The sequence below is a fragment of the Photorhabdus sp. RM96S genome, from assembly GCF_042879335.1.
Lineage (GTDB): Bacteria > Pseudomonadota > Gammaproteobacteria > Enterobacterales > Enterobacteriaceae > Photorhabdus > Photorhabdus kayaii.
Genome location: NZ_JBHFKT010000031.1, coordinates 37,968 through 63,835, shown reverse-complemented (window position 1 = coordinate 63,835; position 25,868 = coordinate 37,968). Strand labels below are relative to the sequence as shown.

Sequence of the window (25,868 nt, the reverse complement as noted above, 5' to 3'; positions counted from 1 at the left end):
GCTCGTATTGACGATTGATGTCAGAACGAGTTTCTTTCACAACGGTTAAATGTTCAATCAGGGTCTGGTTCGGATTCATGGGCGAGTATTAAAAAGAAAAATAAGGAGAATCAGATCATATAATTACGGTTCATTCAAGGGGGGGGTAAAAAAGTATGCTCGCGCCCTGAATGCAGGAGGAGGTGTCTGGTTAGATATGGGTTATCATATTGTGGATCTGCTTTGCTATCTGTTTGATTGTCATGAAATAAATGTCAACTACTCAAAACTCATTAACACATCAAATGGTAAGTACAATGTTGATGATACTGCTTTTGTGGAGTTTCAATATGGTAATGTGATTATCTTTGTCTATATATCATGTGTTGCGTATGAAAAATATGAGGATATCACATTAATAGGTGACGATTTCATAGTATATGCAAATAGAAATCAATTAAAAATTAAAAATAAAAAACAAGAAGTTATCTCTGAGAAATATTTCCATCCTGATGACGAATCTCCCTTCGTTGATATGTATCAAGATTTCCTTTTTTCAAAGGAGAAAGATTCATTCTCAAATAATTTAAAAAACTCAATCGTAATTACAAACCTTCTAGAAAACGCTTTCATTGAAAGCGGGTATAAAATCATATAAAAAGGAACAAATAGAAATGAATAAGTACTCTAAATTTACACATCCAATCATTGATGAAAATATCAAAGCTAGCGTAGCTCATCAGCTGCACGAAGATATTTCAATTTATGATAATGGTGGCATTTATCAGAAATTGGAAGATAAATTTAAATCCATTTTCAATGTTGAAAATGCTCTTGCTGTTAACTCGGGTACGACCGCATTATTTTCAATGTATTATGGCGCAGGTATAGGAATAGGCGATGAAGTTATTGTTCCAAGTTACACATTTTTTGCAACCTGTAGTCCACTCCACCAGCTAGGAGCAGAGTTGAAATTTGCAGACTGTACTGACAACGGAAACATTTGCCCTAAGGCTGTAGAATCTTTGATCACCCCGAAGACTAAAGCTGTCGTTGTCACGCATATGTGGGGTATACCTTGTGATATGGATGAACTTATGGCAGTTTGCGAGAAAAATAACATCCTTCTTTTAGAAGATAGCTCTCATGCACACGGTGCTACTTGGAATAACAAAATGATTGGTAGTTTCACTGACGGTTCTGCATGGAGTTTCCAAGGTAAGAAAATTCTAACTTCCGGGGAAGGTGGTTTCTTTGCAACTAAGCACCGCGAGTTTTACGAACGTGCAGTGCTTGTTGGTCACTTTAACAAACGCGCAAAGAAAGAAGTTCATACAGACAATTTGAAAGAATTTGCTATTACTGGAACAGGTCTCAACCTACGTATGCACCCATTAGGCGCTGCTGTTGTACTGCCGCAGATGGATAAATTCCATCAAATGATGGAAGAAAAACGTGAAACCGCTCGTATCCTGAAACATGAAATCGAAAAAATTAATGGCTTGAAGATAACCCGAATTCCAAAAAAAGCAGACCCAGCATGGTATGCAATGCCTATTATGTTTGATAAGAGTAAATTTACAGTTGGCTTGCACGAATTTGTTGATGCATTGATTAAAGCTGGTGCTGTTGAAGCAGATATTCCAGGCTCCACTTGCCCTATCCACAATTACAGTTTGTTCCACTCTCCAGAGCGTATTTCTAAGAACTACGAAAAGAAAGACCGTGTATTACCTGAGAACTTTAAAAATGCCATTAAATTCCATAATAGCATGTTTAAACTAGATATTTGGTATGGTCCTGAGCGCCAATACTTCATTGATAACTACTTGGCAATTATTACTTCTACAACTGAAAGGCTCCGAAAGTGAATAGGCTCATTCCAAAGGAAATTGCAAAGTTATTTTCTGCTTACGATCGTATCGTTGTAGGTGGCATCATCCGAGACCCAGAAGGACGCGTGCTATTTCTTAAACGATCAGAACATGAATTTCTCCCCAATGTATGGGAGATACCCTCAGGTGGTATTGAGAATGCTGAATCAATAGTTCAAGGACTTACACGTGAAATCAAGGAAGAAACCAACTTAAATTTATTAGAATTAGTTAATTTCGTAAGTTCTGCTGAGTACAAAGCAGGTGAAAATAAATGTATTCAAGTCAATTTTGAAGTGAAGTGCGAAGGTACCGTAAAACTCTCCGATGAACACTCCGAGTATTCATGGGCTTATATCATTGATTTTAAGGATAATCTTGATGATTTCATGATGAAGATACTTCAGGTGTGAGCAGTAAAAGACCACCTCTCTAGGGATGGTTTAAGGATGACAATGAAAATGGGTCACAACATATGACCCATTATTAGGCAACATAAAATGACAGATATGCTTAATATTGCACTCAGAGCGATTAAAAAGGTTAAAAAAATCACTCAAGATGGATTCAACGGCTCTCAGGAATTCGAATATAAACTTGATCGTTCTGTTGTAACAGATACTGATGTAAGAATCGAATCTGAAATTAGAAATCTTTTAGAGCAACAATGCCCGGGAGTCCCTATTCTTGGTGAGGAGTTTGGATTGACTGGATCTTGTAAATTTGAAACTGGTTGGGTTATCGATCCTATCGATGGTACTCGGGCCTTTCTATATGGTGTGCCATTGTTTAGCACTCTAATCGCATTTGTCGAGAATGGAGAACCTACTACGGGTGTTATTAGTTTTCCTGCTATTTCAACTATTGTGTACGCTTCAGAAGGGCAGGGTTGTTGGATGAGTAATAATGATGTCTCATTACGCAGGCTTATTATTCAAAACGGTTCTCCAGATACAATTAGTCATGCCGTAATTTCTGCATCAGGGATACATAGTTCATCATACCATCTAGCCGATGGGACAATTCCGTATAATCTCAATTCCTTGGTGAAGACAGCTAAAGATTTTATGTTTATAAATGACTGTTATCAGCACGCAATGGTTGCAAATGGTCGTATTCATTGTGCCATCGATACTTTAATGAAACCATGGGATAGCGCAGCTATTCTGCCTTGCATTAAAGAAGCAGGTGGGGATTACTGCACGCTAAATGGTAGTAGAGAAAAAGTTATGTTTGGTGGAGGATTGGTATCTGCCTGTAATTCACAACTTTTAGATTCGGTTATAGCTTCACTAAATTCATAGCATAATAAGCTGAATCGCTATTCTGAAGTGGCAATATACCCTATGGATTTCAAGATGCATCGCGGCGGCAAGGGAGCGAATCCCCGGGAGCATAGCAAACTATGTGACCGGGGTGAGTGAGCGCAGCCAACAAAGAGGCAACTTGAAAGATGGCGGATATATATCAATAGAGCAAATGGGATGGATATCCATCTCACCACACCAAATACAGATAAAAATAGCTCAAGGGAAACCGGGTAAATCCATCACCCATTTTTTAATTTGCTGGCGGGAGATTTTAACGCCATTATTTTTAAACTGTTTAGGTAATAAATAGTAAGCTATCGGGCGCTGAAAAGAAGCCAGTTTATCAATCAACCATTCAGGTAATGTATCAATGACCTCAGATGAATTACTGTCTATCACCGCGACAGGGCGATAACCAAATTCAGAATCGGGGACGGGAACAATAAAGTTTTGTGCAACCTGCGGGTGGGTGTTAATCACCCGTTCAATATCTTCCGGCTGAATGCCTTCTCCACCACTAAAAAATTGATTATCCATTCGGCCAAGGATACGTAACTCACCCTTTTCGATTATTCCCCGATCTCGGGTATGAAACCAACCATCGCTATCAGTCAATGGCTGTAATTTACCATCCAGCCAATATCCATTAGCAAGGCTGCCAGAACGAATCTGAATTTCCTCATTTATCAGACTAATTTCTTTGCCCGGTAAAGGATTGCCGACACCGGGAAGATCGTCTGCTCGTTTAATGCATACTGTTGAAGCCAATTCGGTCAAACCATAGCTACACCAACAGCAAATGCCTTGCTGTTCCGCTCTTTGTGTCAATTCAATGGGGATCATTGCTCCACCCAACAGCACTTGTTTCAAATTCAGTGTCTGATTTTGTGACTGCTCCAGTAACCGCCAAAGCTGAGTCGGAACCAATGAAGCGTGAGTACAATCGGCTAAAGCATGCTCTAACAGACGGGTATTTCTGAGCACTAAAGAAGCCCCTTTGATTAGCCAGCGCCAAATAATCCCCTGACCCGATACATGAAACAACGGCAATGAGAGCAGCCAGCTATCTTGTTGCTGAAATTCGATTACTGAAAGTACATCTTGCGCACTGGCAAGATGAGCATAAATTGAGTGAACAGCCGCTTTAGGCAATCCAGAAGAGCCGGAGGTCAGTATCATACTGGCCGGGCGCATAGCATCCCACATGACTGAATTATCATCAGAATTTAGTGGTTCACTTTGCCAATCGAGGGATTTGGCATCCATCACAGGCAAGTTGTCACCACAAAAATCAGCCACAAAATCGATATTCAAATGTGGCAATAATTCAGACAGGAGTATTTCAGGCAGTTGAGGATTCAGTGGCAATACCCGCGCACCACACTGTAGCGCGGCAAGATAGCAAAACAACATCTCTTCGCTGTTTTTCCCTCGCAGCATTACACCACTGCCTTCAACTATCCCCTGTTGGCGAAAATTGGCCGCTATCGTATCCAAAGAGATAACTAATTGATGCCAGGTTAGGGAACGATTACGCAACTTGACAGCAATATTTTCAGGGCTAAACGATGCCCAGTAGCGCCATGGCCACTGGGTAAATGAATTTAACTGCGCCATGCGATGTCTAACTCGTCCAATCTTGTTACTGGCATCGTGCTGCCCGGCCAACAGCGCACCAACTGAGACTGAACCAATTCCAGCGTATCCAGTCCAGGAATAGTCGCTGGCGTCAGCCAATGAGCAATACGGGCAAGCTGAGTCAAACCGAAGCTGGTTTCAATACTGGAGCTAATCACCGCCTCCAATCCAGCGTTGTGCGCGGCTGAAATCAACTGACAGCAACGGGCAAGGCTTCCTATCAGAGTGGGTTTAATCACAATAGCAGTCACCCCTGCTTGTGCCTCTACGTTAAAACCTTCATCACGGACGCTTTCATCCCATGCAATGGCAATCCCTGTATCACGGGCAAAAGCGAGCGATTGTTCCGGGGTTTGACAAGGTTCTTCCAGAAAGGTAATTCGGTTACGGTAATCAGGATTGACATACTTAGCGAAACTGTCCGCTTTAGCACGGCTCCAACTACGGTTAGCATCCAGCCGCAAAGATAAATCCGGTACCGCTTCCAGTAAAACATTCACTACCATGCCGTCACGTACAGCTTCATACAGCCCGATTTTCACTTTGGCAACTTTTTGTCCACTCATTTTACTGAGACGAACAATCAGTTCATCAGGATCACCATTGCATAGTGGCGCTTTCCGGTAATCAGCGTCTTCCGGTAAGTTACCCTGTAATTCAGCTAATGCACAGCTAATCCCAAATGCGACAGAAGGTAATTCACTTTCATCAGGTTCAGCGCCAAGATGCCACTGTCTAAGCCATGCCATCGCTGCTTCACCCGCCTGTTCAACTGTTTCTTTGCTGAATTCGGGCAATGGTGCAATTTCACCCCATCCCTGTTGACCATTTTCCTGTAAGTGAACCAAAAAACCATCACGAGTTTTAAGCCGCTGATATCGCAGGATAACACCTGACTCCATCGGCAATCTGAACCGGTATAAAATTGCAGTACGCATTACGGGTTACGTTTAAATTTGCTGAAATCAGGGTGGCGTTTCTCAACGAATGCATTACGTCCCTCCTGACCTTCTTCTGTCATATAGAAAAGCATGGTGGCGTTACCTGCCAGCTCTTGCAATCCAGACTGACCATCACAATCCGCATTTAGAGCGGCTTTCAGGCAGCGCAGAGCCATTGGGCTATTTTTCAGCATTTCACGACACCAGCGAACGGTCTCTTTCTCCAGATCCGCATAAGGCACAACTGTATTAACCAGCCCCATCTCCAACGCTTGTTTAGCATCATACTGACGGCACAAGAACCAGATTTCGCGGGCTTTTTTCTGACCAACAATTCGAGCCATATAAGATGCCCCCCAACCGCCGTCAAAAGAGCCCACTTTAGGTCCGGTCTGACCGAAAATAGCGTTATCAGCCGCAATGGTCAGGTCACATACCAGATGCAGTACATGACCACCACCAATCGCATATCCAGCAACCATAGCAACGACCGGTTTTGGACAAGTGCGAATTTGGCGTTGGAAATCCAAAACATTCAGATGATGCATGCCGTTGTCATCCTTATAACCACCATGATCACCACGAACTTTTTGATCACCACCAGCACAAAAAGCTTTTTCACCCATTCCCGTCAGGATAATCACCCCGATATTGTCATCATAACGGGCATCATCCAATGCCTGCATCATCTCTTTAACCGTCAATGGCCGAAATGCGTTACGTACTTGTGGGCGATTGATGGTGATTTTAGCCATACCATCTGTGGATTTGTGATAAAAAATATCTTCAAACCCTTCAGAGCAGTCCTGCCATACAATTGGGGCATAAAGTTCTTCTTCGCTCGGGTAAATCATATTCGTATTCCTATACATTAAAGAGTGATAAAAAATGGTTTACTACCGCAACAAACGCCGCCGTGTCCGCTCGGTGAGCATTATGCCCAACATGTGGAATAGTTTGCAGCGGCAAAGCGCAACGTTTTGCCAATTGTTGGAATTTCTTATCATTTTCGCCACACAGATAAACAAAAGGTAACGCCAGTTGTTGCAATACCGGTACTAACCAAGGTTGATGTCCAAGTGAAGTATTTTCCAGCATATTAGCCACACCATTGCCATTATTATGACGGCGTACTTTGATCAGTTGCTGACGCTGTGCAGGTAATAAATCAGAAAAAACCGGCTGCTGATACCAATCAGATAAAACCTGTTCAATCGGCTGAGAACGAAAACGTCCGGCCCAATTTCTATCGTGTTCGAGACGATTATTCCGCTCCTGTTGGGAAAATAACCCAGGATTTCCCCCTTCAACCAGCAATCCGCATAATCCCTGATTATCACCATAACAGGCATGATACATAGCAATACGGCCCCCTAAGGAGTAGCCAATCAGCCAGTATTTACTAATTTGCTGTTCTGCTAATGTTTCAGATAAAAGACAACTCATCTCCAGAAGATCTTTTACCCGCACGTCAGTGGAATCACCGTGACCAGGTAGATCGATAACCAATGAAGGATGCTGAGCACACAGATTCACTAATGGCAACCATTCATCACCACAGCCCAATAATCCATGCAACCAAACCAGCCACGGACGGTCATTGTGACCGTTAAACTTACGACAAGCGAGGCTCACAACATAGCCACCTGTTTTAACAGTTGTTGCAAACACTCAGCCCCTTCTCTATCCGGCACTTTTAGCTCAATCAGTGTGGTTTCATTTTGTTGCCATGCCTGTTCAATACCTTGTTGCAATTCCATCCAATTTTGTGGGCTGGCATATTTCAAGCCGAACATCGCCGCAGCATGATCAAAATTAACGTATTGAGGCATACAATAAAAACGCTGCCTTGCTTCTTCCTGAGTGGGTAGTAAAGAGAAAATCTGCCCGCCGTTATTATTTACCACAATTAATACCATTGGAGCGGAAGGATGACGCAATAGAGCCAAGCTATTGAGATCATAAAGCGCCGATAAATCACCGATAACAGCCAAAGTGGGCTTTGCCGTTGCCCGTTGCACACCTGCCGCAGTGGAAATTAACCCATCAATGCCGCTAGCACCCCGGTTACTGTAAACCGGATATCCCGCAGGTAATTGCCCCAGTGCATCGATCAAACGAATAGTCAGGCTGTTACCGACAAACAGCTGCCCGCGTTCAGGCAGTAATTCACACAATCGATAGGCCACCGTTGCTTCACCAAATTTCCCAGCCAATTCAGTTCTGACACAGTTAACTGCTTTTTCTGACCAGACTTTGAGCTCTTCTGCCCACAATGTACACGATTGTGCCCACGGTATACGCGGCTGTGCCGGATGAGCCAGTAACCAGTCAGCAATATGACAGGTCAATTTTTTGCCACGATGATTGGCAGGATCAAGCCGGCCTGGTATCGGATCAATAATCCAAAACTCCTGCGGCTGGCATTTCGCCTGCCACTGTAACAAGCGTTTCCCTATCAGGCTGGAACCAAACTGCACTACCAGTTGTGCTTGCGCTAAAATCTCCTGCACATGAGGATTATCCAACCATAAATCGGCACAAGGCAATGGCTGCCCAGTTTGTGAAAGCACATTGCCAATCAACGGCCAGCCCAATGCCTTTGCCCATTTAGCAACATTAACGCCCTCTTCGGCACTCATTCGACCAGCCAATACAACGCCTTTTTTCTGTTGCCAACAGTCCCAATCCGCTACTTCTGCCACAACATTAGCTACTGGCTGGCTTAACCAAGGTGTTTTACTTTTCCACCAATCGCCTAACTGCTGCTGCCACTCATCATAAGCAGGCTCTTCATTGCCATATAATGGTTCGGCAAATGGGCAATTAATATGCAAGGCCCCATGCCGCAAATTCGCCATACTATGATCTATGACAGAAGCCAGCCAGCTTGCCGGTATATCTACGGTCGGTCTTGGCAAAGAAATTGTTTGGCATGGATGAGAAGCAAAAATACCATTTTGACGAATAGCCTGACTCGCACCACAATCCATCAATTCTGGAGGCCGATCAGCGGTAAGGAAAACCATTCGTTCACCCGTTAAACTGGCTTCAATTAATGAAGGATAGAGATTTGCCACTGCGGTTCCAGAAGTAACGATAACGGCAACCGGCTCTCTGCTTGCTTTGGATAATCCCAGTGCCAGATGTCCTAATCCGCGTTCGTCAAAATGAGTATGACAAATCAGTTTGTTATTTGCTGCGGCAGCTATTGTCAAAGGCGTGGAGCGTGAACCGGGCGCAATGCAAACATGACGTAATCCGTGGCGAGTAAGTGCTTCCAATAAAAGTTCCGCCCAGCGGCGGTTAAATGCGCTGTTTGACATATTTTACTCAAAGAATTTCTATAAATGCTGGCTATTAGCCTAACGGCACCGATAATTATTTCTTTATCCTAGTTCAATGAATTGCCATTTAATCGGAGATTGTTTTCATTCACCTTTCAGTAAAGTGCGCAACCCGGCAGCTTTATTCTCTATCTCTATCCACTCTTGTTGTGGATCAGACCCCATCACAATCCCCGCACCGGCATACAGTGAAAGTAAATTGTTGTTAATTTGTGCGCAACGTAGTGAAACCGCAAACTCACTCTGCTCACAGGAAAGATATCCTGCGGACCCGGCGTACCAATCACGACTGAATAACTCGCTATCACGAATAAAATCACGCGCCGCTTCACGAGGTAATCCAGCAACAGCGGCCGTTGGTTGTAAACGATGCAAGCAGTCACTATCACTGGCACTCTTTAGTTTTCCCTGAATTCGGCGGCGCAAATGCTGAACCTTTCGCAAACGAATCACATCTGGCGGAGCAACATCGACAGAAACCACTGCGCCTTGAAGACGCTGGCAAATATCATCAACAACTAGCAAGTTTTCATGCTGATTTTTTTTATCACCTAGCAACCATTGCCCCAATTTTTCGGCTTGCTGAGCATCATCAGAATTAGCAACCGTCCCCGCCAGCGCCTCTGTATAAAGCTGAGTCTGCTTACGGTGGTAAAGCCGTTCTGGTGAAGACGCCAAAAATGCCTCATGCTGATTAAAAGCTAGCATAAAATGATAACAACAGTGATTTATCTGGCGACTCGCGGCCATAAACTGTGCAGCCGCTAAAGATTCACTCAGTTCTAGTTGCGTCTTACGCGCCATCACTACCTTCTCCATCTTACGATGGGTAATAGAGTCCAAAGCCTGCTCAATCAAATCACTCCACCGGGCGCGTTCCGGCATATTCTCCGCATTCACTACCACCGCCTGTAACGCAGAGAATTCCTGGTGCGGAACTAATTGTTGCAGAAATTCCTGTGCATTCCTTACATCCTGCGGACCAGCTATATTCAGATACAACCAGCTTTCATCACGGCAGCGGCGTAATTCGATACGGGGCAAAAACAGATAACTCGTTTCCCCTGCTTCTGATTGCGTAATACGAGCTGGTTGAATCCGATCCCAAGCATTCAGCCCCCAGATCCGCATCTGTGGAAACTGACGGTTTCTCTGCAAAAAGTTTTCGGCTAAAGCGATATCACTGAAAAGATGGATTTGCCCACAAGCAGCGACTTCTTCATGGCCCTCTCTGTGATGCCAATAGAACTGCGGATAATGAGACTGCGCTGCCAGCCATTCCAACCAGTAAGTGCTGCAATCTGCTGGCAGAGGAAATGAAATCTGTTGGATACCAACTTCGCTAACTTGTTCATTATTCAGTGTTTTACATACATCAGCGACAACATTAGCAATTTGATTCACCACTTCTGCCCCAAAAGACATGATAAAAAGTAGGATTATACGGGGCATTAATAATAATTAAAGCCCTGATTATTTATGTCTTTATGCTTGTTCGATTCCGTTAGTGATATGCTCTTATCCCAATACTGAAACAGGCTAAATCAGAGACTCAGCCATTCCGATAACAAATATTAAGTTCATTAGCATAATCAATTTTCACGATGCAATTTATACAAAAACGACTCTTTTATTTACTACGGAAAATTTACTAAATAAATACCGTTATTATAAACAACGGAACAAATATTTATTATTCTAAAAAAATCGCCCTATAAAAAACAGATATCACTTCCATAATAACTAAATATAATTATAAAAAAATCCTTCTTATCTGTTAATTTAAACCATCATATAAACAATTAAGACTTTAATTAAAATATAGATCTAAAAATAACAAAAAATTTATTCAATGACATAAGGAGAATAGAATGCTATTCCATCTGTTTTTTAATATACCATAAATAACAAAGCAAAAAACATCCAACTTATTCTTGATAAAAAAATCACATTACCTATCTTTTAAATCAATAATATAGAAATCATATAATCTCCACATCATGCAACCAACATAACCGATTGTTTTAAAATGTATTTTATAAAAATAACATTAAAATATTTTATATTTATCATCTTAATGTCAATTAAAAAATGAAATTTCAAACTATATTAACAATAAAGACAAAGGATTTATTTTACATTTAATTATTAAAATAATAAAAATTCATACTATTTAATTTCATATATTAGATATACAAAAACCATAAATAATTTCATTTAAGACTGATAAAAATGCAGACAATTATTTAATAAAACTCATGAATTAAACTGTTTTTACAACAATTAATCATGCAAATATATGTATTTTTAATTCAGATTATTCAATAAAAAACACAACGTTAATTTAACAACATGAGTATTATAACGTTCGGTTATGCCTTGATGTATTTAATGATTTTTTAATAAAGCAAGAACCATTAATGGAGAAATATATGTTATTAGCTCAACTTCCAGCGGAAAAAACACTGAACGAAACAGATATTCCCTCGGCTACCTTGCAATTACTGACTGGTAAACAAGAAGGTGTTGCACGCCCCGGAGGAATATTTACCAAAGAAGACCTGATTAATATCAAACTGTATGTTAAAAAAGGTCTATCACTCCCTTTTAATCTTGAGGAAGTAAAAAGCTACTTGGGTTACCAAAAGATCAATATCGCCGGATTAGAACCAGAAGATATTCACACTTTGTTTGAAGAAATCCGCACTCACTCGTTTAGCTGGAGCGATGTGGAAAACGATATTCTGCAACAGAGCATAGACCTAGAAATTATTGGCCAACAAATCACCGAAACGGGTGAAAACATCATTAGCATCATTAATGAAATGCCAATTATCACACGCATAAAAATGAGACTAGGAGAAATATCGGAGAGACAACTCGCCCAGATCACCTACACCCATGAAGACAGAGAAGTATCATCTGCTCTAGAGGAAATCCTTGACACCATAAAAAATGATATTAAAAAACAGCGTGAGAAAACAGAAAAAGTCAAAACCGAAGTATCCGATTTCAAGCTAAAACTGATTGGCGGCAGATTGTCAAACGGCAGCATTGCTCTAGGTTTACAACCACAAGTCGAAAATAAGCGAAAGCTGATGAAAGACTATAAGATGTCAGTCAGCATCGAAGATCTGGACGATAAGATCATTGAGAAAAAAGAGGAAATTGTCCAACTCAAGAAAGACTACGATAAATTCGTAGGCTTGGCTTTCTCCGGTATCGCAGCGGGACTGATCGGCCTCGCTATTACTGGCGGCATTTTTGGTTCCAAGGCAGAAGAAGTACGAAAACGTAAAAACATGCTGATCGAAGAAGTACGCAGCCTGGAAGAGAGCATCAAAGGTAAACGCGCATTACAAAAATCTATTACTAGTTTATCCCTTGATTTTAGCGACATTGATACCCGCTTATTGGATGCAGAAGTGGCTCTGAACCATTTAGATTACATGTGGCAATCCATGCTGACCCAGATAAATGCTTCTAAAGATAAATTCACCCAAATTAATGATGCACTGAACCTGACCTCTTTTATAACTAAATTCCAGCAAGTCATAAACCCTTGGAAAGAGGTGGAAGGTTCCGCTAAACAATTAGTCAAGGTTTTCGATGAAGCATTGAAAGAATACAAACATCGCTATAACTAATCGTTCCCCGTATTACATAGGATTATAGAAAAAAGGAGTCTTAAAATGACTGAAGTCATTACTTTCCCTCAGAAAACTATCACTTATCCAGAAATTAGTGTAAAAACTTTGAGTCAGGCGGTGAAAAATATCTGGCGTTTAACGCACCAACAAAAATCAGGCATTGAAATCATCCAGGACAAAACTCTGCGCATAAGCTTATACAGTCGTGATATCGACGAAGCCGCTCGCGCCTCTGTACCTCAACTACAAACTGTCCTGAGACAACTCCCGCCTCAAGACTATTTCCAGACCATCATCGAAATTGATACTGCTCTGGAAAATTCAGAATTGGATGACGAGACTCGTAATACCTTGTTAGATGCACGTTCAGAACAAGTACGCAATTTGAACAAAGATGTTAAAAACGTCATTTCCAACTTACACGCAGAAGCTAACATAATGACCAGCAAAATTGCTGATGTTCGGAATGTCGTTATTTTAGAACGTCTGGAAGAGCGCCTGAAAGAAGAGCAGGAAAGAAAAGAAGAACTGCAAGCTGATATCACGCAGAAAGAGCAAGATAAGGCCAAATTAATCCCAGATCGCGATAAGCTCATCGAAAGTCAAAACATTATCCGTCAATATAATCTGGCCGATATGTTTAAGGACTATATTCCCAACCTCAGTGAACTGGACAAACTGAATCTGGCTAGCCCTAAAAAAGAACTTATCAAACAAGCAATCAAACAAGGAATTGAAATCACCAAAAAGATTCTGAGCAATATCTCCACAGGACTAAAATATGTTGAGCTAGCTGATGCCAGGATCAAATTGGATCAACAAATCGCTCAATTAACCAAAGATGGCGACGACTTAAATATCCAGTTAAAAGGCGTAGAACAACGGATTGCCGGTATAGCTGATGTGCATCAAATCGACAAAGAACGCACTACCCTATTACTCCAGGCAACTAAACTGGAGCAAGTATGGAGCATCTTTGCCAATCAATTACAGGAGACCATAGATGATCAAACCCGTCAGCAAAACCTGGCTAAGCTCATACACGATCAGCTAGCCTACCTTGATAATCTGGAATCGCAATACAGCGGGATTCTGCTGAAATAAAACTTGCAATAACCCGGTAAGGATAATCTTACCGGGTTTTTATATTCCAAATAATGGGTAACAACCAACTGGCTATTTAGAGAATAATTTTCGCCTGCTGTATCACATCAATCAACGGTTGAGGCCAGATACCTAGCGCTAATACCAATAATGCGGAAATCAGAACAACCATCCCGCCGGCAGTCGATGCCCAGTTCCTTGGTGTGTCACGATTAAGCGCTTTCGGCGCAGGCAGGTACAAACTGACCATGACCCGTAGATAGTAATACAGGCCGATAGCACTACCCACCACCACGGCACCCGTCAGCCACCACAGTTCCGCTTTCACACCCAACACAATGACGTAGAACTTACCAATAAAACCGAACGTCATTGGGATCCCCGCCAGTGACAACATCATCACCGTCATCACCGCAGACAGAATAGGTTTATGCCAAAACAGGCCACGGTATGAGTAGAGGGAATCTGCATCCGGCCCTTTATATGGGCTGGACATGAGGCTAACAACGCCAAATGCACCAATACTGCTAAACAGATAACCTGCCAGATAGATACCGACCGTTTCTTCTGAAAGCTGGTGGTTCTGTATCGCCACCAGTGCCACCAGCAGATAACCCAGGTGAGCAATAGAAGAGTAACCAAGCAGCCGTTTGATATTTGTCTGGGTCAGCGCCATCAAGTTACCGAACAGCATAGAAGCAATTGCAATAACGGTTAATACCGTACGCAGTGCTTCACTATCCGCCATTGGTGCTTCAACAAACAAACGCACTACTACTGCGAAAATCGCTATCTTACTGGCTGTTGCCAGAAAGGTGGAGACCGGAGCAGGCGCTCCCTGATAAACATCCGGTGTCCAGAGATGGAAAGGTACCAGTGATAATTTGAAGCCAAGGCCAACAACCAGCATACCCAAGCCTGACAGTATCAAAGGTTGATAGATATAGCTGTCAGACAAACGATGCCCCAGTGCGGCAAAAGAGAGATCGCCTGATTCCGCATATAACAACGCTATACCAAACAGCATGAAAGAAGAGGCTGCCGCAGACAGCAGCATATACTTGATAGCCGCTTCCAGAGAGCGTTTCTGACGATATGCATAACCAATCAAACCAAACAGCGGTAAAGTTAATAACTCAATACCGATAAACAATGATGCTAAGTGGTTTGCACACGCCAGAAGAATCCCGCCCACTGTCGCAATCAGCACCAGTAAATAGAACTCTTCTTTGTTATCTGGGTAATTTTCTAGCCAGGAATAGGCGAAAGTCGTCGTTGCTAAGCTTGCAACCAGTACGAGACCGATATAGAGCATAGCATAGCGATCCACATGAACCAGTGGAGTGACATCCATCGCTTCTTGCTGTCCGACAAAATAGAGAGACAGCAGGGCCAGATTCAAACCTATCACGGTCAGAGTGGTATTAATAAAGTGATCGCGTCGCCACGCAATGGACAGCATCACAACGACTACCGTCAATCCGACGATCAACAGCGGTAACAGCGCGATCAGTTGTTGAGGAGTTATTGTCATGGCGAATTACGGCCTTGTAGTTGAAATTGAAGCTGAATACCAGGTCTGGATGTTATCCATCGCTGCCGCTGAAGTATCAAGGATAGGTTGTGGGTAGAAACCCATCACCACCAGTAATATCAACAGCACCATTACAATGGATACTTCTCGCATATCCATTCGTCTTAGTGGTTCATCTGATTTTGATTCACCGTAGTAAGCACGCTGCATCATATACAGGGCATAGACAGAGGCGAAGACCAGACCAAACACAGAAATCGTTATAATTAACGGAAATTCACTAAAACTACCAAACAGGATCATAAATTCACCGACGAAGTTACCGGTCCCCGGCATCCCTAGTGTCGCCACAGCAAAAGCGAGCGATAACGCAGGCAGGAACTGCACACGTTTCCACAAACCACCCATAAGATTCATATCACGGGTATGTAAGCGCTCATAAAGCTGCCCACAGAGAATAAACAGACCTGCGGCTGACAGACCATGAGCAATCATCTGAATAATTGCCCCTTGGTAAGCAAGCTGGCTGCCAGAATAGATCGCGATTAACACAAACCCCATATGAGAGATACTGGTATAAGCAATCAAGCGTTTGATATCTGTCTGGCTGAATGCCATCCATGCGCCATAGAAGATCCCAAGCACACCGAACCACATCGCAATGGGAGTAAACTCATGAGAAGCTTCCGGGAACAGTGGCAAACCGAAACGCAACAGACCATAACCTGCGGTTTTCAGCAAGATACCCGCCAGGTCAACAGAACCCGCTGTTGGTGCCTGACTGTGCGCATCAGGTAACCACCCATGTAAAGGCACTACTGGCATTTTTACAGCAAAAGCAATGAAGAAACCGAGCATCAGCAAGTATTGAACGGTGTGTGACATGGGTGTATTCAGCAGCTTTCCATAGCTGAATGTCCACTCACCTGTCCCGTTATAGTGAACCAGTACCAGCGCCATAATCGCAATTAACATCACCAAGCCACTCGCCTGGGTGTAAATGAAAAACTTGGTCGCTGCGGTGATACGGGTTTTACCGCCTGAGCCTCGGTGCCCCCACAGTGCAATCAAGAAGTACATCGGCACCAACATCATTTCCCAGAAGAAGAAGAATAGGAACATGTCGATAGCGAGGAACACCCCCATCACACCACCCAAGATCCACAGCAGGTTCAAGTGGAAAAAGCCCTGATATGGCTGATTTTCCGTCCATGAACAGAGAATAGCCATCAGCCCCAGTAGTGCGGTCAACACCACCATCAGCAGCGATAAGCCATCCAGAGCAAGGTGAATACTGATACCAAAACGTGGGATCCATGGCATAAGAAATTCCTCTTGCCATTGAGGGATCCCTTGCGGATTCGCCAAGGTATAGTCCCCCAGCAACCACAGTTGCAGAGAGAGCACCAGAGTCAACCCCATCGAAATTAACGCGATCCAACGCGGTACACGGGTACCGAAGCGTTCAGCCTGCCAACTCAACAGGCCACCGATGAAGGGCATAAGAATTAGCCAAGGTAATAGCATGGCGCAATGTATCCCTTAAATTAAACCAGTAGCAGCAGAGCTAAAACCAGCACTGCACCCAACCCCATAGAGGCAACGTACCAACGGACCTGTCCATTTTCACTCAGACTAAGACCTTTATTACTCCAGCGTGATAACACCGCAGGAATATTCATCAATGAATTTAGCGGATCGTTTCGCAATACATGTGTAATGTTCTTGAACGGCTTAACAAATACCCAATCATAGAGAACATCAAAACCCCAAGCATTAAACCACCATACGGAGAAGAAACGCCCCGGAGCACTTTGTGCCACACCATTCACTAACTGACGTTTACCCAAATACAGTGCCATTGCCAGCAAAATACCCGCGACAGCGATCACACCAGAAACCACTTCCAAGGTCATTTTTCCTGTGTGATCCGTTGCATGGCTTCCCGGCAATACACCCGCCAATGGTGGCACAATTAGTGCGCCCACAAAGGTGGAAAGCACCAGCAATACCAGTAACGGCAGGTGATGGGTGATACCTTTAACAGGATGAGCTTTTGTTTTCGCCTCACCGTGGAATACAATGAAAATCATACGGAAGGTATACAAAGAGGTCATAAATGCACCCGCCAGACCAGCTAGCATAAGGTTGATATGACCATGTGACATTGCTCCCCACAGAATTTCATCTTTACTGTAGAAACCCGCAGTGACAATTGGCAACGCTGATAACGCCGCGCCACCTACCAAGAAGCAGGCATAAACCAACGGAATGGATTTACGCAATCCTCCCATTTTGAAAATATTCTGTTCGTGGTGACAGGCCAAGATGACGGAACCCGATGCCAGGAACAACAGCGCCTTAAAGAAAGCGTGAGTCATCAGGTGGAAGATTGCCGCATCCCACGCCTGAACCCCCAACGCCAGGAACATGTAACCAATCTGGCTCATGGTTGAGTAAGCCAATACACGCTTAATATCGGTTTGTACTAACGCGGCAAAACCTGCCAACACCAGCGTGACAGCACCGACAGTGCCAACCAGTTGCAGGATTTCTGGCGCCATCAAGAATAGGCCGTGACTACGTGCAACTAAGTAAACCCCGGCGGTCACCATCGTTGCAGCATGAATCAACGCAGAAACTGGCGTTGGACCGGCCATCGCATCGGCCAACCAAGTTTGTAACGGCAACTGGGCTGATTTACCTACTGCTCCCCCCAATAACATCAGAGTCGCCCAGGTAATCACCGAAGAACCGGCTTCCAGATGCTGTGGAGCTAAAATCGCCAACTCGCGGAAGTTCAACGTTCCCAGATTGTCATACAAAATGAACATGCCGATAGCCAGGAAGACGTCACCCACACGGGTAACGACAAAGGCTTTCATTGCTGCGGCACCATTCGCCGGATTGGTATAGTAGAAGCCAATCAGCAAATAACTGCACAGCCCTACCCCTTCCCAACCGAGATACATCAGCATCATGTTATCTGCCAGAACCAGTATCACCATGCTGGCAATAAACAGGTTGGTATAAGCGAAGAAACGGGAATAGCCCTCTTCACCACGCATATACCACGAGGCATACATATGGATCAGGAAACCAACACCCGTTACCACACTCAACATGGTAAGCGATAAACCATCAAGAACCAGAGTGAACGGAATACTGAAATTCCCAACTTCCATCCAGTTCCACAGGTTCTGACTGTAAACCAGATCACCCGCCCCATTCTGACTGTTGAAATCGATAGCTACCCATAAGGTAACCAACGCAGCCAAACCAACAGAACTAATCCCGATGGTAGCCGATGTATTTTCAGACCAGCGGCCACGGGAAAATGCCAACAGCAAAAATCCCAGCAGTGGCAGCAGAATTGTTAAATAGAGTAAGTTCATCCGCGCATCTCACTGACTGTATCAATATTCAGATTCTGGCGACGACGATAGAGCTGCAATAACAGCGCCAAGCCAATACTCGCCTCTGCCGCCGCCAAGCTGATAGCCAAAATAAACATCACTTGACCATCTGGCTGGCCCCAATAGCTGCCTACCACAACAAAAGCCAGAGCCGCAGCATTAATCATCACTTCGAGCCCAATTAACATAAACAACAGATTACGGCGGATGATGAGCCCGGTCAGGCCCAACACAAATAGAATTGCCGCCAAAATCAGTCCATGTTGAAGAGGTATCATGGTTGTTCCTCCGCATTTCGGTTGCTGAGCACTTCACCCTGTTTGTGTTCACGGCCAATGTGATACGCCACCACCATACCGGCAAGCAACAGCAAAGAAGCCAGTTCAACGGCCAATACATACGGACCAAACAAACTGATACCCACTTCTTTGGCACTGACAACTTCACCCGTGATATTGTCGGCAATATCCCCATGAGAAACATTGATAATGGTATACACCAGCACAACAAGCAGCATTGTTGACAGTATTCCCGGACCAATCCACGTCCGCGGTTTCAACCAAACACGCTCCTGTTCAACAACAGATTTGCCAAGGTTAAGCATCATCACCACGAAAACGAACAGCACCATAATAGCCCCGGCGTAAACGATGATCTCTAGCGCACCGGCAAAATAAGCGCCCAGCGAAAAAAACACCGCTGAAAGCGCCAGCAGAGAAACGATCAGATACAAAAGCGCATGTATCGGATTGGTATGGGTAATTACCCTGATAGTTGCCAATATGGCAATCAGCCCAGCGGTATAAAACGTAAATTCCATGAATATCGCTCCTTACGGCAACAGGCTTTTAACGTCGATAGGTTTCGCTTCATTGTCGGCTTCACCTTTTGATTTGCCGTCAATTGCCACACCTGTCTTACGGTAAAAGTTATAATCAGGATATTTACCCGGACCTGAAATCGTCAGCTCCTCTTTTTCATATACCAAATCCTGACGCTTAAATTCCCCCATTTCGAAATCAGGCGTTAATTGGATCGCTGTAGTCGGGCAAGCTTCTTCACATAAGCCACAGAAAATACAACGTGAGAAGTTAATGCGGAAAAATTCTGGATACCAACGACCATCTTCATGTTCCGCCTTTTGCAGTGAGATACATCCCACCGGGCAAACAGCCGCACACAGGTTACAGGCAACACAACGCTCTTCACCGTCCGGATCGCGCGTCAACACAATACGGCCACGGTAACGGGGTGGCAGATAAACCGGTTCCTCTGGATACATTTGGGTTTCGCGCTTATGAAAGGCATGCAAGCCAATCATCCAAATACTGCGTACCTGGGTGGCAAAACCAACCACTAACTCTTTCAATGTCATGGTTCATTCCCCCCTTATTGAGCGTTGTACAAAATCACTGCCGCAGTCGCCAGCAGGTTAAGTAAGGTCAGCGGTAGACAGATTTTCCAGCCAAACGCCATCACCTGGTCATAACGCGGACGCGGTAAAGAGGCACGTATCAGGATGAACATCACCATGAAGAATGCCGTTTTCAACGCAAACCAGACAAACGGCGGCAGGAACGGACCATGCCAACCACCAAAGAACATTGTCACAATCAGGGCAGAAACCGTGACAATACCGATATATTCACCAACGAAGAACAGACCGAATTTCATACCGGAATATTCAATATGATAGCCATCAGCCAGCTCCTGTTCTGCTTCCGGCTGGTCAAATGGATGACGGTGACACACCGCCACACCCGCGATGGCAAAAGTCAAGAAACCAAAGAACTGAGGAATGACATTCCACATATGCTCTTGTGCATTGACGATATCCACCATATTGAAGGAGTCCGCCTGCGCAACAACGCCCATAAAAGAGAGACCAATAAACACTTCGTAACTCAGTGTCTGCGCAGAAGCACGCATTGCCCCCAGTAACGAGTATTTGTTGTTACTTGACCATCCAGCAAACAGCACCGCATAGACAGCCAGACCCGCCATCATCATGAAGAACAAAATGCCGATGTTCAGATCAGCGGCCATCCAAGTCGGCGTGATCGGCACAATGGCAAATGCCAGCAACAGAGAAACGAAACCAATCACCGGTGCCAAGGTAAAGATCATTCTGTCCGCAAAACGGGGTACCCAGTCCTCTTTGAAGAACATTTTGATCATGTCAGCGACGATCTGTAACGATCCGCCCCAACCTACGCGGTTAGGCCCATAACGGTTTTGAAACAGCCCTAGCAAACGACGTTCACCAAAGCTCATCAATGCCCCACAGACAACCACCACTACCAGTATCACCACTGCCTTCAGAACAGCGATCAGCACATCAATAATTTCGGGGGTTAACCAACTCATTGTGCAACCTCCCGCAGATTATTCACGGAAACACCTGCCAATACCGGAGGAATACCCGGCATTCCCATTGGCAAACCGATCTGCCCTTGAGCAAGATTTTCACTCAGACGAACTGCCAGACGCAGTTGCTGACCAAAACAATCAAACTCCAGAACAGAACCCGTTTTCACACCTAATTGATCCGCATCTTTGCTATTAAGCATCACATAAGGCTCCGGCATGCGTTCCTGAATCACATCGGAACGTTGAGTTAACTCTTCACTACCAAACAAATGATGGTAAGGAGCCACTGTCCATTGGTTATTTTGTGCAGTAAATGCTGTCGGAATCTGATCAAAATAGTTCAAACCGCCGTCAGTGGTTTCAATCAGACGCACACCAGGATCGCCAAAGCGCAGATGACCACCTACCTCCGCCTGGAATTTGTTCCAAGCCTGTGGTGAGTTCCAGCCCGGTGCCCATGCAAATGGCACCTGCTGACGATGGGCATTAGGACTATTGTTACCTTCCATTGAGAAAGCAAATGGCGAATCGACATCCTGCGGCTGACGTTGCTCATGTACGCTGATATTCGCCAACATAGCAGTACGACCACTGTAACGGTGCGGTGAACGAGCCAGTCTCTGACCGCGGATGCGGAACGTCGAATCAGGCGCGGCATCAACAATGCCTTTAAGCTGTGGCATTGCTTCAGCGCAGGCATCAATCACATGGTCAAGCTGCGTCCAATCCAAATGACGTTCAGCATACGTTGTATGCAAGGAGTGCAACCAACGCCAACTCTCCAGCATCACCACCGATTTGTCATAGAAAGAGGGTTCGAAAACTTGGAAATAACGCTGGGCCCGACCCTCCTGATTCACCAACGTGCCGTCACTTTCTGCAAAGCTGGAAGCTGGCAGAATCAAATGGGCTTTATCCATGATAGCAGTGCGTTGATGGTCAACCACAACCAGGTTTTTCAGATTGTTCAGTGCATCGTCTACCTTATCTGCTGCGGCATGCCGATAGAGATCATTTTCCATCACAATAGCCGTATCAGATTTACCACTACTTATACGTTGCAGAGCAACATCCAGTGGCTGGGCCTCCATCATTGCCAATCCAATACTATTCGCATAGATTGCAACAAACGACAAACCGACATCTGAACCTCGGTCTTTCAGTGCCCAGGCAATATTAGCAGCTGCTTGAATAATCGCATCACTGCCGACGTTACTGCCGCTGATAATTAACGGTTTCTTAGCGCCAATCAATGCTTGCGCCACCATATCCACTTTGGCTCTCAATTCGTCAGGCAAATTCTCGACGGCTGGCGCCGTGTTATCCAATGCATGAGCGACTGCAAAACCAAAACGAGCCTGATCATCAACCGGCGCACGATAATTCCACGCTGCGATATCATCCAGATGCGTATCATCCACGTTGGTTACAAACAGAGGATATTTGGCACGCTGACCAATATTCATCACAGCGGCAATCTGCCAATCAGCAACTTTCTGAGCAGCAGCCATTTCGCGGGCTTTACCTTTCACAGCCTGACGAACCGCCAGTGCCATCCGAGCACCGGTTTGCGTTAAATCTTCGCCTAAAATCAATACCGCATCATAGCTTTCAATTTCACGTAGCGACGGTGTATAAACACCACCCTGTTGCAGAATTTCCAGCATTATATCAAGGCGTTGTTGTTCAGCCGCAGCAATCCCACTATAGAAGTTTTCTGCGCCCACCAGTTCACGTAGTGCAAAATTGCTTTCCAGACTGGCGCGTGGAGAACCGATACCGATGACATTTTTGGCCTGACGCAAAATATCCGCCCCACCCTGCATGGCCTGTTCAGCGTTAAGCGAGATCCAATGATCACCACGCAATTGCCGTGGCTGACGAGGGCGATCTTTACGGTTGACATAACCGTAACCGAAACGACCACGGTCACACATAAAATAGTGGTTTACCGTACCGTTATAACGGTTCTCGATACGGCGTAATTCACCATAACGCTCCCCCGGGCTGGTATTACAGCCAATGCTACACTGTTGACAGATACTTGGCGCAAACTGCATATCCCATTTACGGTTATAACGTTCAGAATGGGTTTTATCAGTAAATACCCCGGTTGGACAGATTTCTACCAGGTTACCGGAGAACTCGCTTTCCAACGTACCGCTTTCAGGGCGACCAAAATAAATGTTATCGTGAGCGCCATAAACACCAAAATCAGTGCCGTCGGCATAATCTTTGTAGTAACGTACGCAACGATAACAGGCAATACAGCGGTTCATTTCATGAGAAATAAACGGCCCCAATTCCTGATTGTTATGAGTACGCTTAGTAAAACGGTATTTACGGAATGTATGACCGGTCATCACCGTCATATCCTGTAAGTGACAGTTGCCCCCTTCTTCACATACCGGGCAATCGTGCGGATGGTTAGTCATCAACCACTCAACCACACTCTCACGGAACTGTTTAGCCTCTTCATCATCAATAGAGATAAAAGTGCCATCCGTTGCCGGAGTCATACAGGACATTATCAGACGACCGCGCGTATCATCCGCATTTTGATATTGCTTCACCGCACACTGGCGGCAAGCGCCAACGCTTCCAAGCGCTGGATGCCAGCAAAAATAAGGAATATCTAACCCCAAAGAGAGGCAAGCTTGTAACAGGTTATCAGCCCCGTCTACATCATATTTTTTGCCGTCTACATGTATCGTAGCCATAGTCAGCATGCTTCCAAATGACCTGCTTTTCAGCAAGTGTTAATCAAAAATTCTGCTAATTTCGTGAAGAACCCATTACCAACGCTGCTTTAACAGGTTTGACTGGATACCCGCAATGAAATGGGTGTTCCCATAGTCTTTAGTCACAATTCCAGCTTCGAATTCATCACGGAAATATTTGATGGCACTCTGTAGTGGTTCCACGGCCCCTGGTGCGTGAGCACAGAACGTATTACCTGGCCCAAGGAAACGACAGAGCTGCTCCAACGTTTCAATATCCCCGGGTTGCCCTTCCCCACGCTCTATTGCACGCAGGATTTTTACGCTCCACGGCAACCCGTCACGACATGGAGTACACCAGCCGCAAGATTCACGGGCAAAGAATTCTTCGAGATTACGCGTCAACGAAACCATATTAATTTCATGGTCAACTGCCATTGCCAAGGCCGTGCCCAAACGGCTGCCCGCTTTAGCAATATTTTCGAAATCCATTGGCAGATCCAGATGTTCAGCAGTCAGGAAGTCAGTTCCTGCGCCACCGGGCTGCCATGCTTTGAATTTCAAACCGTCACGCATACCACCAGCATAATCTTCAAGAATTTCACGAGCAGTCGTACCAAATGGCAGTTCCCACAAGCCCGGATTTTTCACCCGACCAGAGAAACCCATCAGTTTGGTACCGGCATCTTTACTCTTGCCTGCACTTAAACCGATATACCACTCTTTACCGTATTCGAGAATTGAAGGAACATTGCACAAGGTTTCAACGTTGTTGACGCAAGTAGGTTTACCCCATGCGCCGGAAGTGGCTGGAAATGGCGGTTTTGATCGAGGATTCGCTCGGCGACCTTCCAATGAGTTAATCAGTGCGGTCTCTTCACCACAGATATAACGCCCCGCGCCGGTATGAACAAACAACTCAAAATCAAAGCCGCTGCCCATAATGTCTTTACCCAACAAACCCGCTGCCTTAGCTTCTTCGATGGCTTTACGCAAATGTACAGCCGCTTCCACATATTCACCACGCAGGAAGATATAGCCACGATAAGCTTTCAAGGCAAATGCACTGATCAACATCCCTTCCACCAGTAAATGAGGAAGTTGTTCCATCAGCAAGCGATCTTTGTAGGTACCCGGCTCCATTTCATCTGCGTTACATAGCAGATAACGGATATTCATGCTTTCATCTTTTGGCATCAGGCTCCATTTCAGACCAGTAGAGAAACCAGCTCCTCCACGGCCTTTCAGCCCGGCGTCTTTTACCAGAGAAACCACTTCATTTGGGGACATGCTTTTCAGTGCTTTCTCAGCACCTCGATAACCATTTTTGCTACGGTACTCATCCAACCATACCGGTTGTTTGTCATCACGCAATCGCCAAGTAAGAGGATGGTTTTCCTCAGTACGAATAATTTCTTTTATTCCTGAATATGCTGTCATGGATACTGCTCCAGTAACTTCTCAATCTCTTCAGGTCTGACAGAACTGTGCGTATCATCATCGATCATCATCGTCGGGCCTTTGTCACAGTTACCCAGACAACAGGTTGGCAACAGCGTAAAACGCCCATCTTTCGTCGTCTGTCCCGGACAGATATTTAGATGTTTTTCAATTGCAGCCTGAACATCTTGATAACCGGTAATATGACAAACCACGCTGTCACAATAACGAATAATATGGCGGCCCACAGGTTGACGGTAAATCTGGCTGTAGAATGTTGCCACACCTTCCACATCACTAGCGGGAATACCAAGCACATCAGCAATCGCGTAAATGGCACCATCCGGTACCCAACCACGATGCTTCTGTACGATTTTCAATGCTTCTATCGAAGCGGCACGCGGATCTTCGTAGTGGTGTTTTTCATGCTCAATAGCATCGTGCTCTTCGGTGCTCAGCACAAAATCTGCTTTTGCCTGAGACTCTGCTACGTTAACCACATCAAGGCGCGCTTGTTGAGCACTCGCGTTAATTTCACTTTGCAT

At 44.7% G+C, this 25,868-nt stretch carries 22 protein-coding genes; 6 read left to right on the top strand and 16 right to left on the bottom strand.

Annotated elements, in window-relative coordinates:
• Positions 1–49 precede the first annotated feature (49 nt).
• The 4 genes from ACGF49_RS17715 to ACGF49_RS17700 all read left to right on the top strand — a co-directional run bounded on the left by ACGF49_RS17715 (position 50) and on the right by ACGF49_RS17700 (position 3,157).
• A complete protein-coding gene (locus tag ACGF49_RS17715) occupies positions 50–637 on the top strand; it encodes a Gfo/Idh/MocA family oxidoreductase (RefSeq protein ID WP_387492103.1) in 588 nt (195 codons plus the stop codon).
• Between the two features lie 16 nt (positions 638–653).
• The gene (locus ACGF49_RS17710; protein WP_271859256.1) at positions 654–1,850 is read left to right on the top strand and encodes a DegT/DnrJ/EryC1/StrS aminotransferase family protein; all 1,197 of its coding nucleotides are present in this window, start codon (positions 654–656) and stop codon (positions 1,848–1,850) included.
• Positions 1,847–2,266, top strand: a complete 420-nt coding sequence (locus ACGF49_RS17705; RefSeq protein WP_113042513.1) for an NUDIX domain-containing protein — start codon at positions 1,847–1,849, stop codon at positions 2,264–2,266. Before ACGF49_RS17710 ends, ACGF49_RS17705 begins: the two co-directional genes overlap by 4 nt.
• Positions 2,267–2,353: 87 nt before the next feature.
• Positions 2,354–3,157, top strand: a complete 804-nt coding sequence (locus ACGF49_RS17700; RefSeq protein WP_229015665.1) for an inositol monophosphatase family protein — start codon at positions 2,354–2,356, stop codon at positions 3,155–3,157.
• A gap of 222 nt (positions 3,158–3,379) precedes the next feature.
• On the opposite strand, the gene menE is transcribed toward ACGF49_RS17700, so the two are convergent.
• From menE to menF, 6 genes are all read right to left on the bottom strand, one after another.
• Complete coding sequence (gene menE, locus ACGF49_RS17695; RefSeq protein ID WP_271866515.1) at positions 3,380–4,780, bottom strand: o-succinylbenzoate--CoA ligase; 1,401 nt, start codon at positions 4,778–4,780, stop codon at positions 3,380–3,382.
• Entirely contained in the window at positions 4,768–5,739 is a 972-nt protein-coding gene (gene menC, locus ACGF49_RS17690) for an o-succinylbenzoate synthase (protein WP_113042511.1), read from the bottom strand. The genes menE and menC overlap by 13 nt, the downstream gene beginning before the upstream one ends.
• Entirely contained in the window at positions 5,739–6,596 is an 858-nt protein-coding gene (gene menB, locus ACGF49_RS17685) for a 1,4-dihydroxy-2-naphthoyl-CoA synthase (protein ID WP_387492097.1), read from the bottom strand. The genes menC and menB overlap by 1 nt, the downstream gene beginning before the upstream one ends.
• Positions 6,597–6,606: 10 nt before the next feature.
• Positions 6,607–7,377 carry a 2-succinyl-6-hydroxy-2,4-cyclohexadiene-1-carboxylate synthase gene (gene menH / locus ACGF49_RS17680; protein ID WP_113042585.1) on the bottom strand — a complete coding sequence of 257 codons (771 nt, stop codon included), beginning with the start codon at positions 7,375–7,377 and terminating at the stop codon, positions 6,607–6,609.
• Positions 7,374–9,068: a 2-succinyl-5-enolpyruvyl-6-hydroxy-3-cyclohexene-1-carboxylic-acid synthase gene (menD, locus tag ACGF49_RS17675; protein ID WP_387492095.1), complete on the bottom strand. Its 1,695-nt coding sequence runs from the start codon at positions 9,066–9,068 to the stop codon at positions 7,374–7,376. Before menD ends, menH begins: the two co-directional genes overlap by 4 nt.
• A gap of 105 nt (positions 9,069–9,173) precedes the next feature.
• A complete protein-coding gene (gene menF, locus ACGF49_RS17670; RefSeq protein ID WP_271859304.1) occupies positions 9,174–10,493 on the bottom strand; it encodes an isochorismate synthase MenF in 1,320 nt (439 codons plus the stop codon).
• 1,016 nt (positions 10,494–11,509) lie between these two features.
• Here menF and ACGF49_RS17665 point away from each other — a divergent pair.
• Positions 11,510–12,736, top strand: coding sequence for an alpha-xenorhabdolysin family binary toxin subunit A (locus ACGF49_RS17665; RefSeq protein WP_113042503.1), 1,227 nt, complete (start codon positions 11,510–11,512; stop codon positions 12,734–12,736).
• Positions 12,737–12,781: 45 nt separating this feature from the next.
• Entirely contained in the window at positions 12,782–13,843 is a 1,062-nt protein-coding gene (locus ACGF49_RS17660) for an alpha-xenorhabdolysin family binary toxin subunit B (RefSeq protein ID WP_113042501.1), read from the top strand.
• Positions 13,844–13,919: 76 nt separating this feature from the next.
• On the opposite strand, the gene nuoN is transcribed toward ACGF49_RS17660, so the two are convergent.
• The 10 genes from nuoN to nuoE all read right to left on the bottom strand — a co-directional run bounded on the left by nuoN (position 13,920) and on the right by nuoE (position 25,868).
• Entirely contained in the window at positions 13,920–15,377 is a 1,458-nt protein-coding gene (gene nuoN, locus ACGF49_RS17655) for an NADH-quinone oxidoreductase subunit NuoN (protein ID WP_228902004.1), read from the bottom strand.
• Positions 15,378–15,383: 6 nt separating this feature from the next.
• A complete protein-coding gene (gene nuoM, locus ACGF49_RS17650) occupies positions 15,384–16,904 on the bottom strand; it encodes an NADH-quinone oxidoreductase subunit M (protein WP_113042497.1) in 1,521 nt (506 codons plus the stop codon).
• Between the two features lie 20 nt (positions 16,905–16,924).
• Positions 16,925–18,772 (bottom strand): NADH-quinone oxidoreductase subunit L, encoded by a 1,848-nt coding sequence (nuoL, locus tag ACGF49_RS17645; RefSeq protein WP_113042495.1) that lies wholly within the window; start codon positions 18,770–18,772, stop codon positions 16,925–16,927.
• On the bottom strand, positions 18,769–19,071 hold the full coding sequence (gene nuoK / locus ACGF49_RS17640; RefSeq protein ID WP_011147297.1) for an NADH-quinone oxidoreductase subunit NuoK: 303 nt from the start codon (positions 19,069–19,071) through the stop codon (positions 18,769–18,771). The genes nuoL and nuoK overlap by 4 nt, the downstream gene beginning before the upstream one ends.
• Complete coding sequence (gene nuoJ, locus ACGF49_RS17635; RefSeq protein WP_011147298.1) at positions 19,068–19,613, bottom strand: NADH-quinone oxidoreductase subunit J; 546 nt, start codon at positions 19,611–19,613, stop codon at positions 19,068–19,070. The genes nuoK and nuoJ overlap by 4 nt, the downstream gene beginning before the upstream one ends.
• Before the next feature lie 12 nt (positions 19,614–19,625).
• Entirely contained in the window at positions 19,626–20,168 is a 543-nt protein-coding gene (nuoI, locus tag ACGF49_RS17630; RefSeq protein ID WP_011147299.1) for an NADH-quinone oxidoreductase subunit NuoI, read from the bottom strand.
• A 14-nt stretch (positions 20,169–20,182) separates the two neighbouring features.
• The gene (nuoH, locus tag ACGF49_RS17625; RefSeq protein WP_011147300.1) at positions 20,183–21,160 is read right to left on the bottom strand and encodes an NADH-quinone oxidoreductase subunit NuoH; all 978 of its coding nucleotides are present in this window, start codon (positions 21,158–21,160) and stop codon (positions 20,183–20,185) included.
• A complete protein-coding gene (nuoG, locus tag ACGF49_RS17620; RefSeq protein WP_113042582.1) occupies positions 21,157–23,883 on the bottom strand; it encodes an NADH-quinone oxidoreductase subunit NuoG in 2,727 nt (908 codons plus the stop codon). The genes nuoH and nuoG overlap by 4 nt, the downstream gene beginning before the upstream one ends.
• A gap of 75 nt (positions 23,884–23,958) precedes the next feature.
• Positions 23,959–25,323: an NADH-quinone oxidoreductase subunit NuoF gene (gene nuoF, locus ACGF49_RS17615; protein WP_112877598.1), complete on the bottom strand. Its 1,365-nt coding sequence runs from the start codon at positions 25,321–25,323 to the stop codon at positions 23,959–23,961.
• Positions 25,320–25,868: an NADH-quinone oxidoreductase subunit NuoE gene (gene nuoE, locus ACGF49_RS17610; RefSeq protein ID WP_112877600.1), complete on the bottom strand. Its 549-nt coding sequence runs from the start codon at positions 25,866–25,868 to the stop codon at positions 25,320–25,322. The genes nuoF and nuoE overlap by 4 nt, the downstream gene beginning before the upstream one ends.

Bases quoted from the DNA above. Each gene is read 5' to 3' on its own strand.
- ACGF49_RS17715 (WP_387492103.1), top strand. From the start codon at position 50: ATGTTCAATCAGGGTCTGGTTCGGATTCATGGGCGAGTATTAAAAAGA.
- ACGF49_RS17710 (WP_271859256.1), top strand. From the start codon at position 654: ATGAATAAGTACTCTAAATTTACACATCCAATCATTGATGAAAATATC.
- ACGF49_RS17700 (WP_229015665.1), top strand. From the start codon at position 2,354: ATGACAGATATGCTTAATATTGCACTCAGAGCGATTAAAAAGGTTAAA.
- menE (WP_271866515.1), bottom strand. From the start codon at position 4,780: ATGGCGCAGTTAAATTCATTTACCCAGTGGCCATGGCGCTACTGGGCA.
- menC (WP_113042511.1), bottom strand. From the start codon at position 5,739: ATGCGTACTGCAATTTTATACCGGTTCAGATTGCCGATGGAGTCAGGT.
- menB (WP_387492097.1), bottom strand. From the start codon at position 6,596: ATGATTTACCCGAGCGAAGAAGAACTTTATGCCCCAATTGTATGGCAG.
- menD (WP_387492095.1), bottom strand. From the start codon at position 9,068: ATGTCAAACAGCGCATTTAACCGCCGCTGGGCGGAACTTTTATTGGAA.
- ACGF49_RS17665 (WP_113042503.1), top strand. From the start codon at position 11,510: ATGGAGAAATATATGTTATTAGCTCAACTTCCAGCGGAAAAAACACTG.
- ACGF49_RS17660 (WP_113042501.1), top strand. From the start codon at position 12,782: ATGACTGAAGTCATTACTTTCCCTCAGAAAACTATCACTTATCCAGAA.
- nuoN (WP_228902004.1), bottom strand. From the start codon at position 15,377: ATGACAATAACTCCTCAACAACTGATCGCGCTGTTACCGCTGTTGATC.
- nuoM (WP_113042497.1), bottom strand. From the start codon at position 16,904: ATGCTATTACCTTGGCTAATTCTTATGCCCTTCATCGGTGGCCTGTTG.
- nuoL (WP_113042495.1), bottom strand. From the start codon at position 18,772: ATGAACTTACTCTATTTAACAATTCTGCTGCCACTGCTGGGATTTTTG.
- nuoK (WP_011147297.1), bottom strand. From the start codon at position 19,071: ATGATACCTCTTCAACATGGACTGATTTTGGCGGCAATTCTATTTGTG.
- nuoJ (WP_011147298.1), bottom strand. From the start codon at position 19,613: ATGGAATTTACGTTTTATACCGCTGGGCTGATTGCCATATTGGCAACT.
- nuoI (WP_011147299.1), bottom strand. From the start codon at position 20,168: ATGACATTGAAAGAGTTAGTGGTTGGTTTTGCCACCCAGGTACGCAGT.
- nuoH (WP_011147300.1), bottom strand. From the start codon at position 21,160: ATGAGTTGGTTAACCCCCGAAATTATTGATGTGCTGATCGCTGTTCTG.
- nuoG (WP_113042582.1), bottom strand. From the start codon at position 23,883: ATGGCTACGATACATGTAGACGGCAAAAAATATGATGTAGACGGGGCT.
- nuoF (WP_112877598.1), bottom strand. From the start codon at position 25,323: ATGACAGCATATTCAGGAATAAAAGAAATTATTCGTACTGAGGAAAAC.
- nuoE (WP_112877600.1), bottom strand. From the start codon at position 25,868: ATGCAAAGTGAAATTAACGCGAGTGCTCAACAAGCGCGCCTTGATGTG.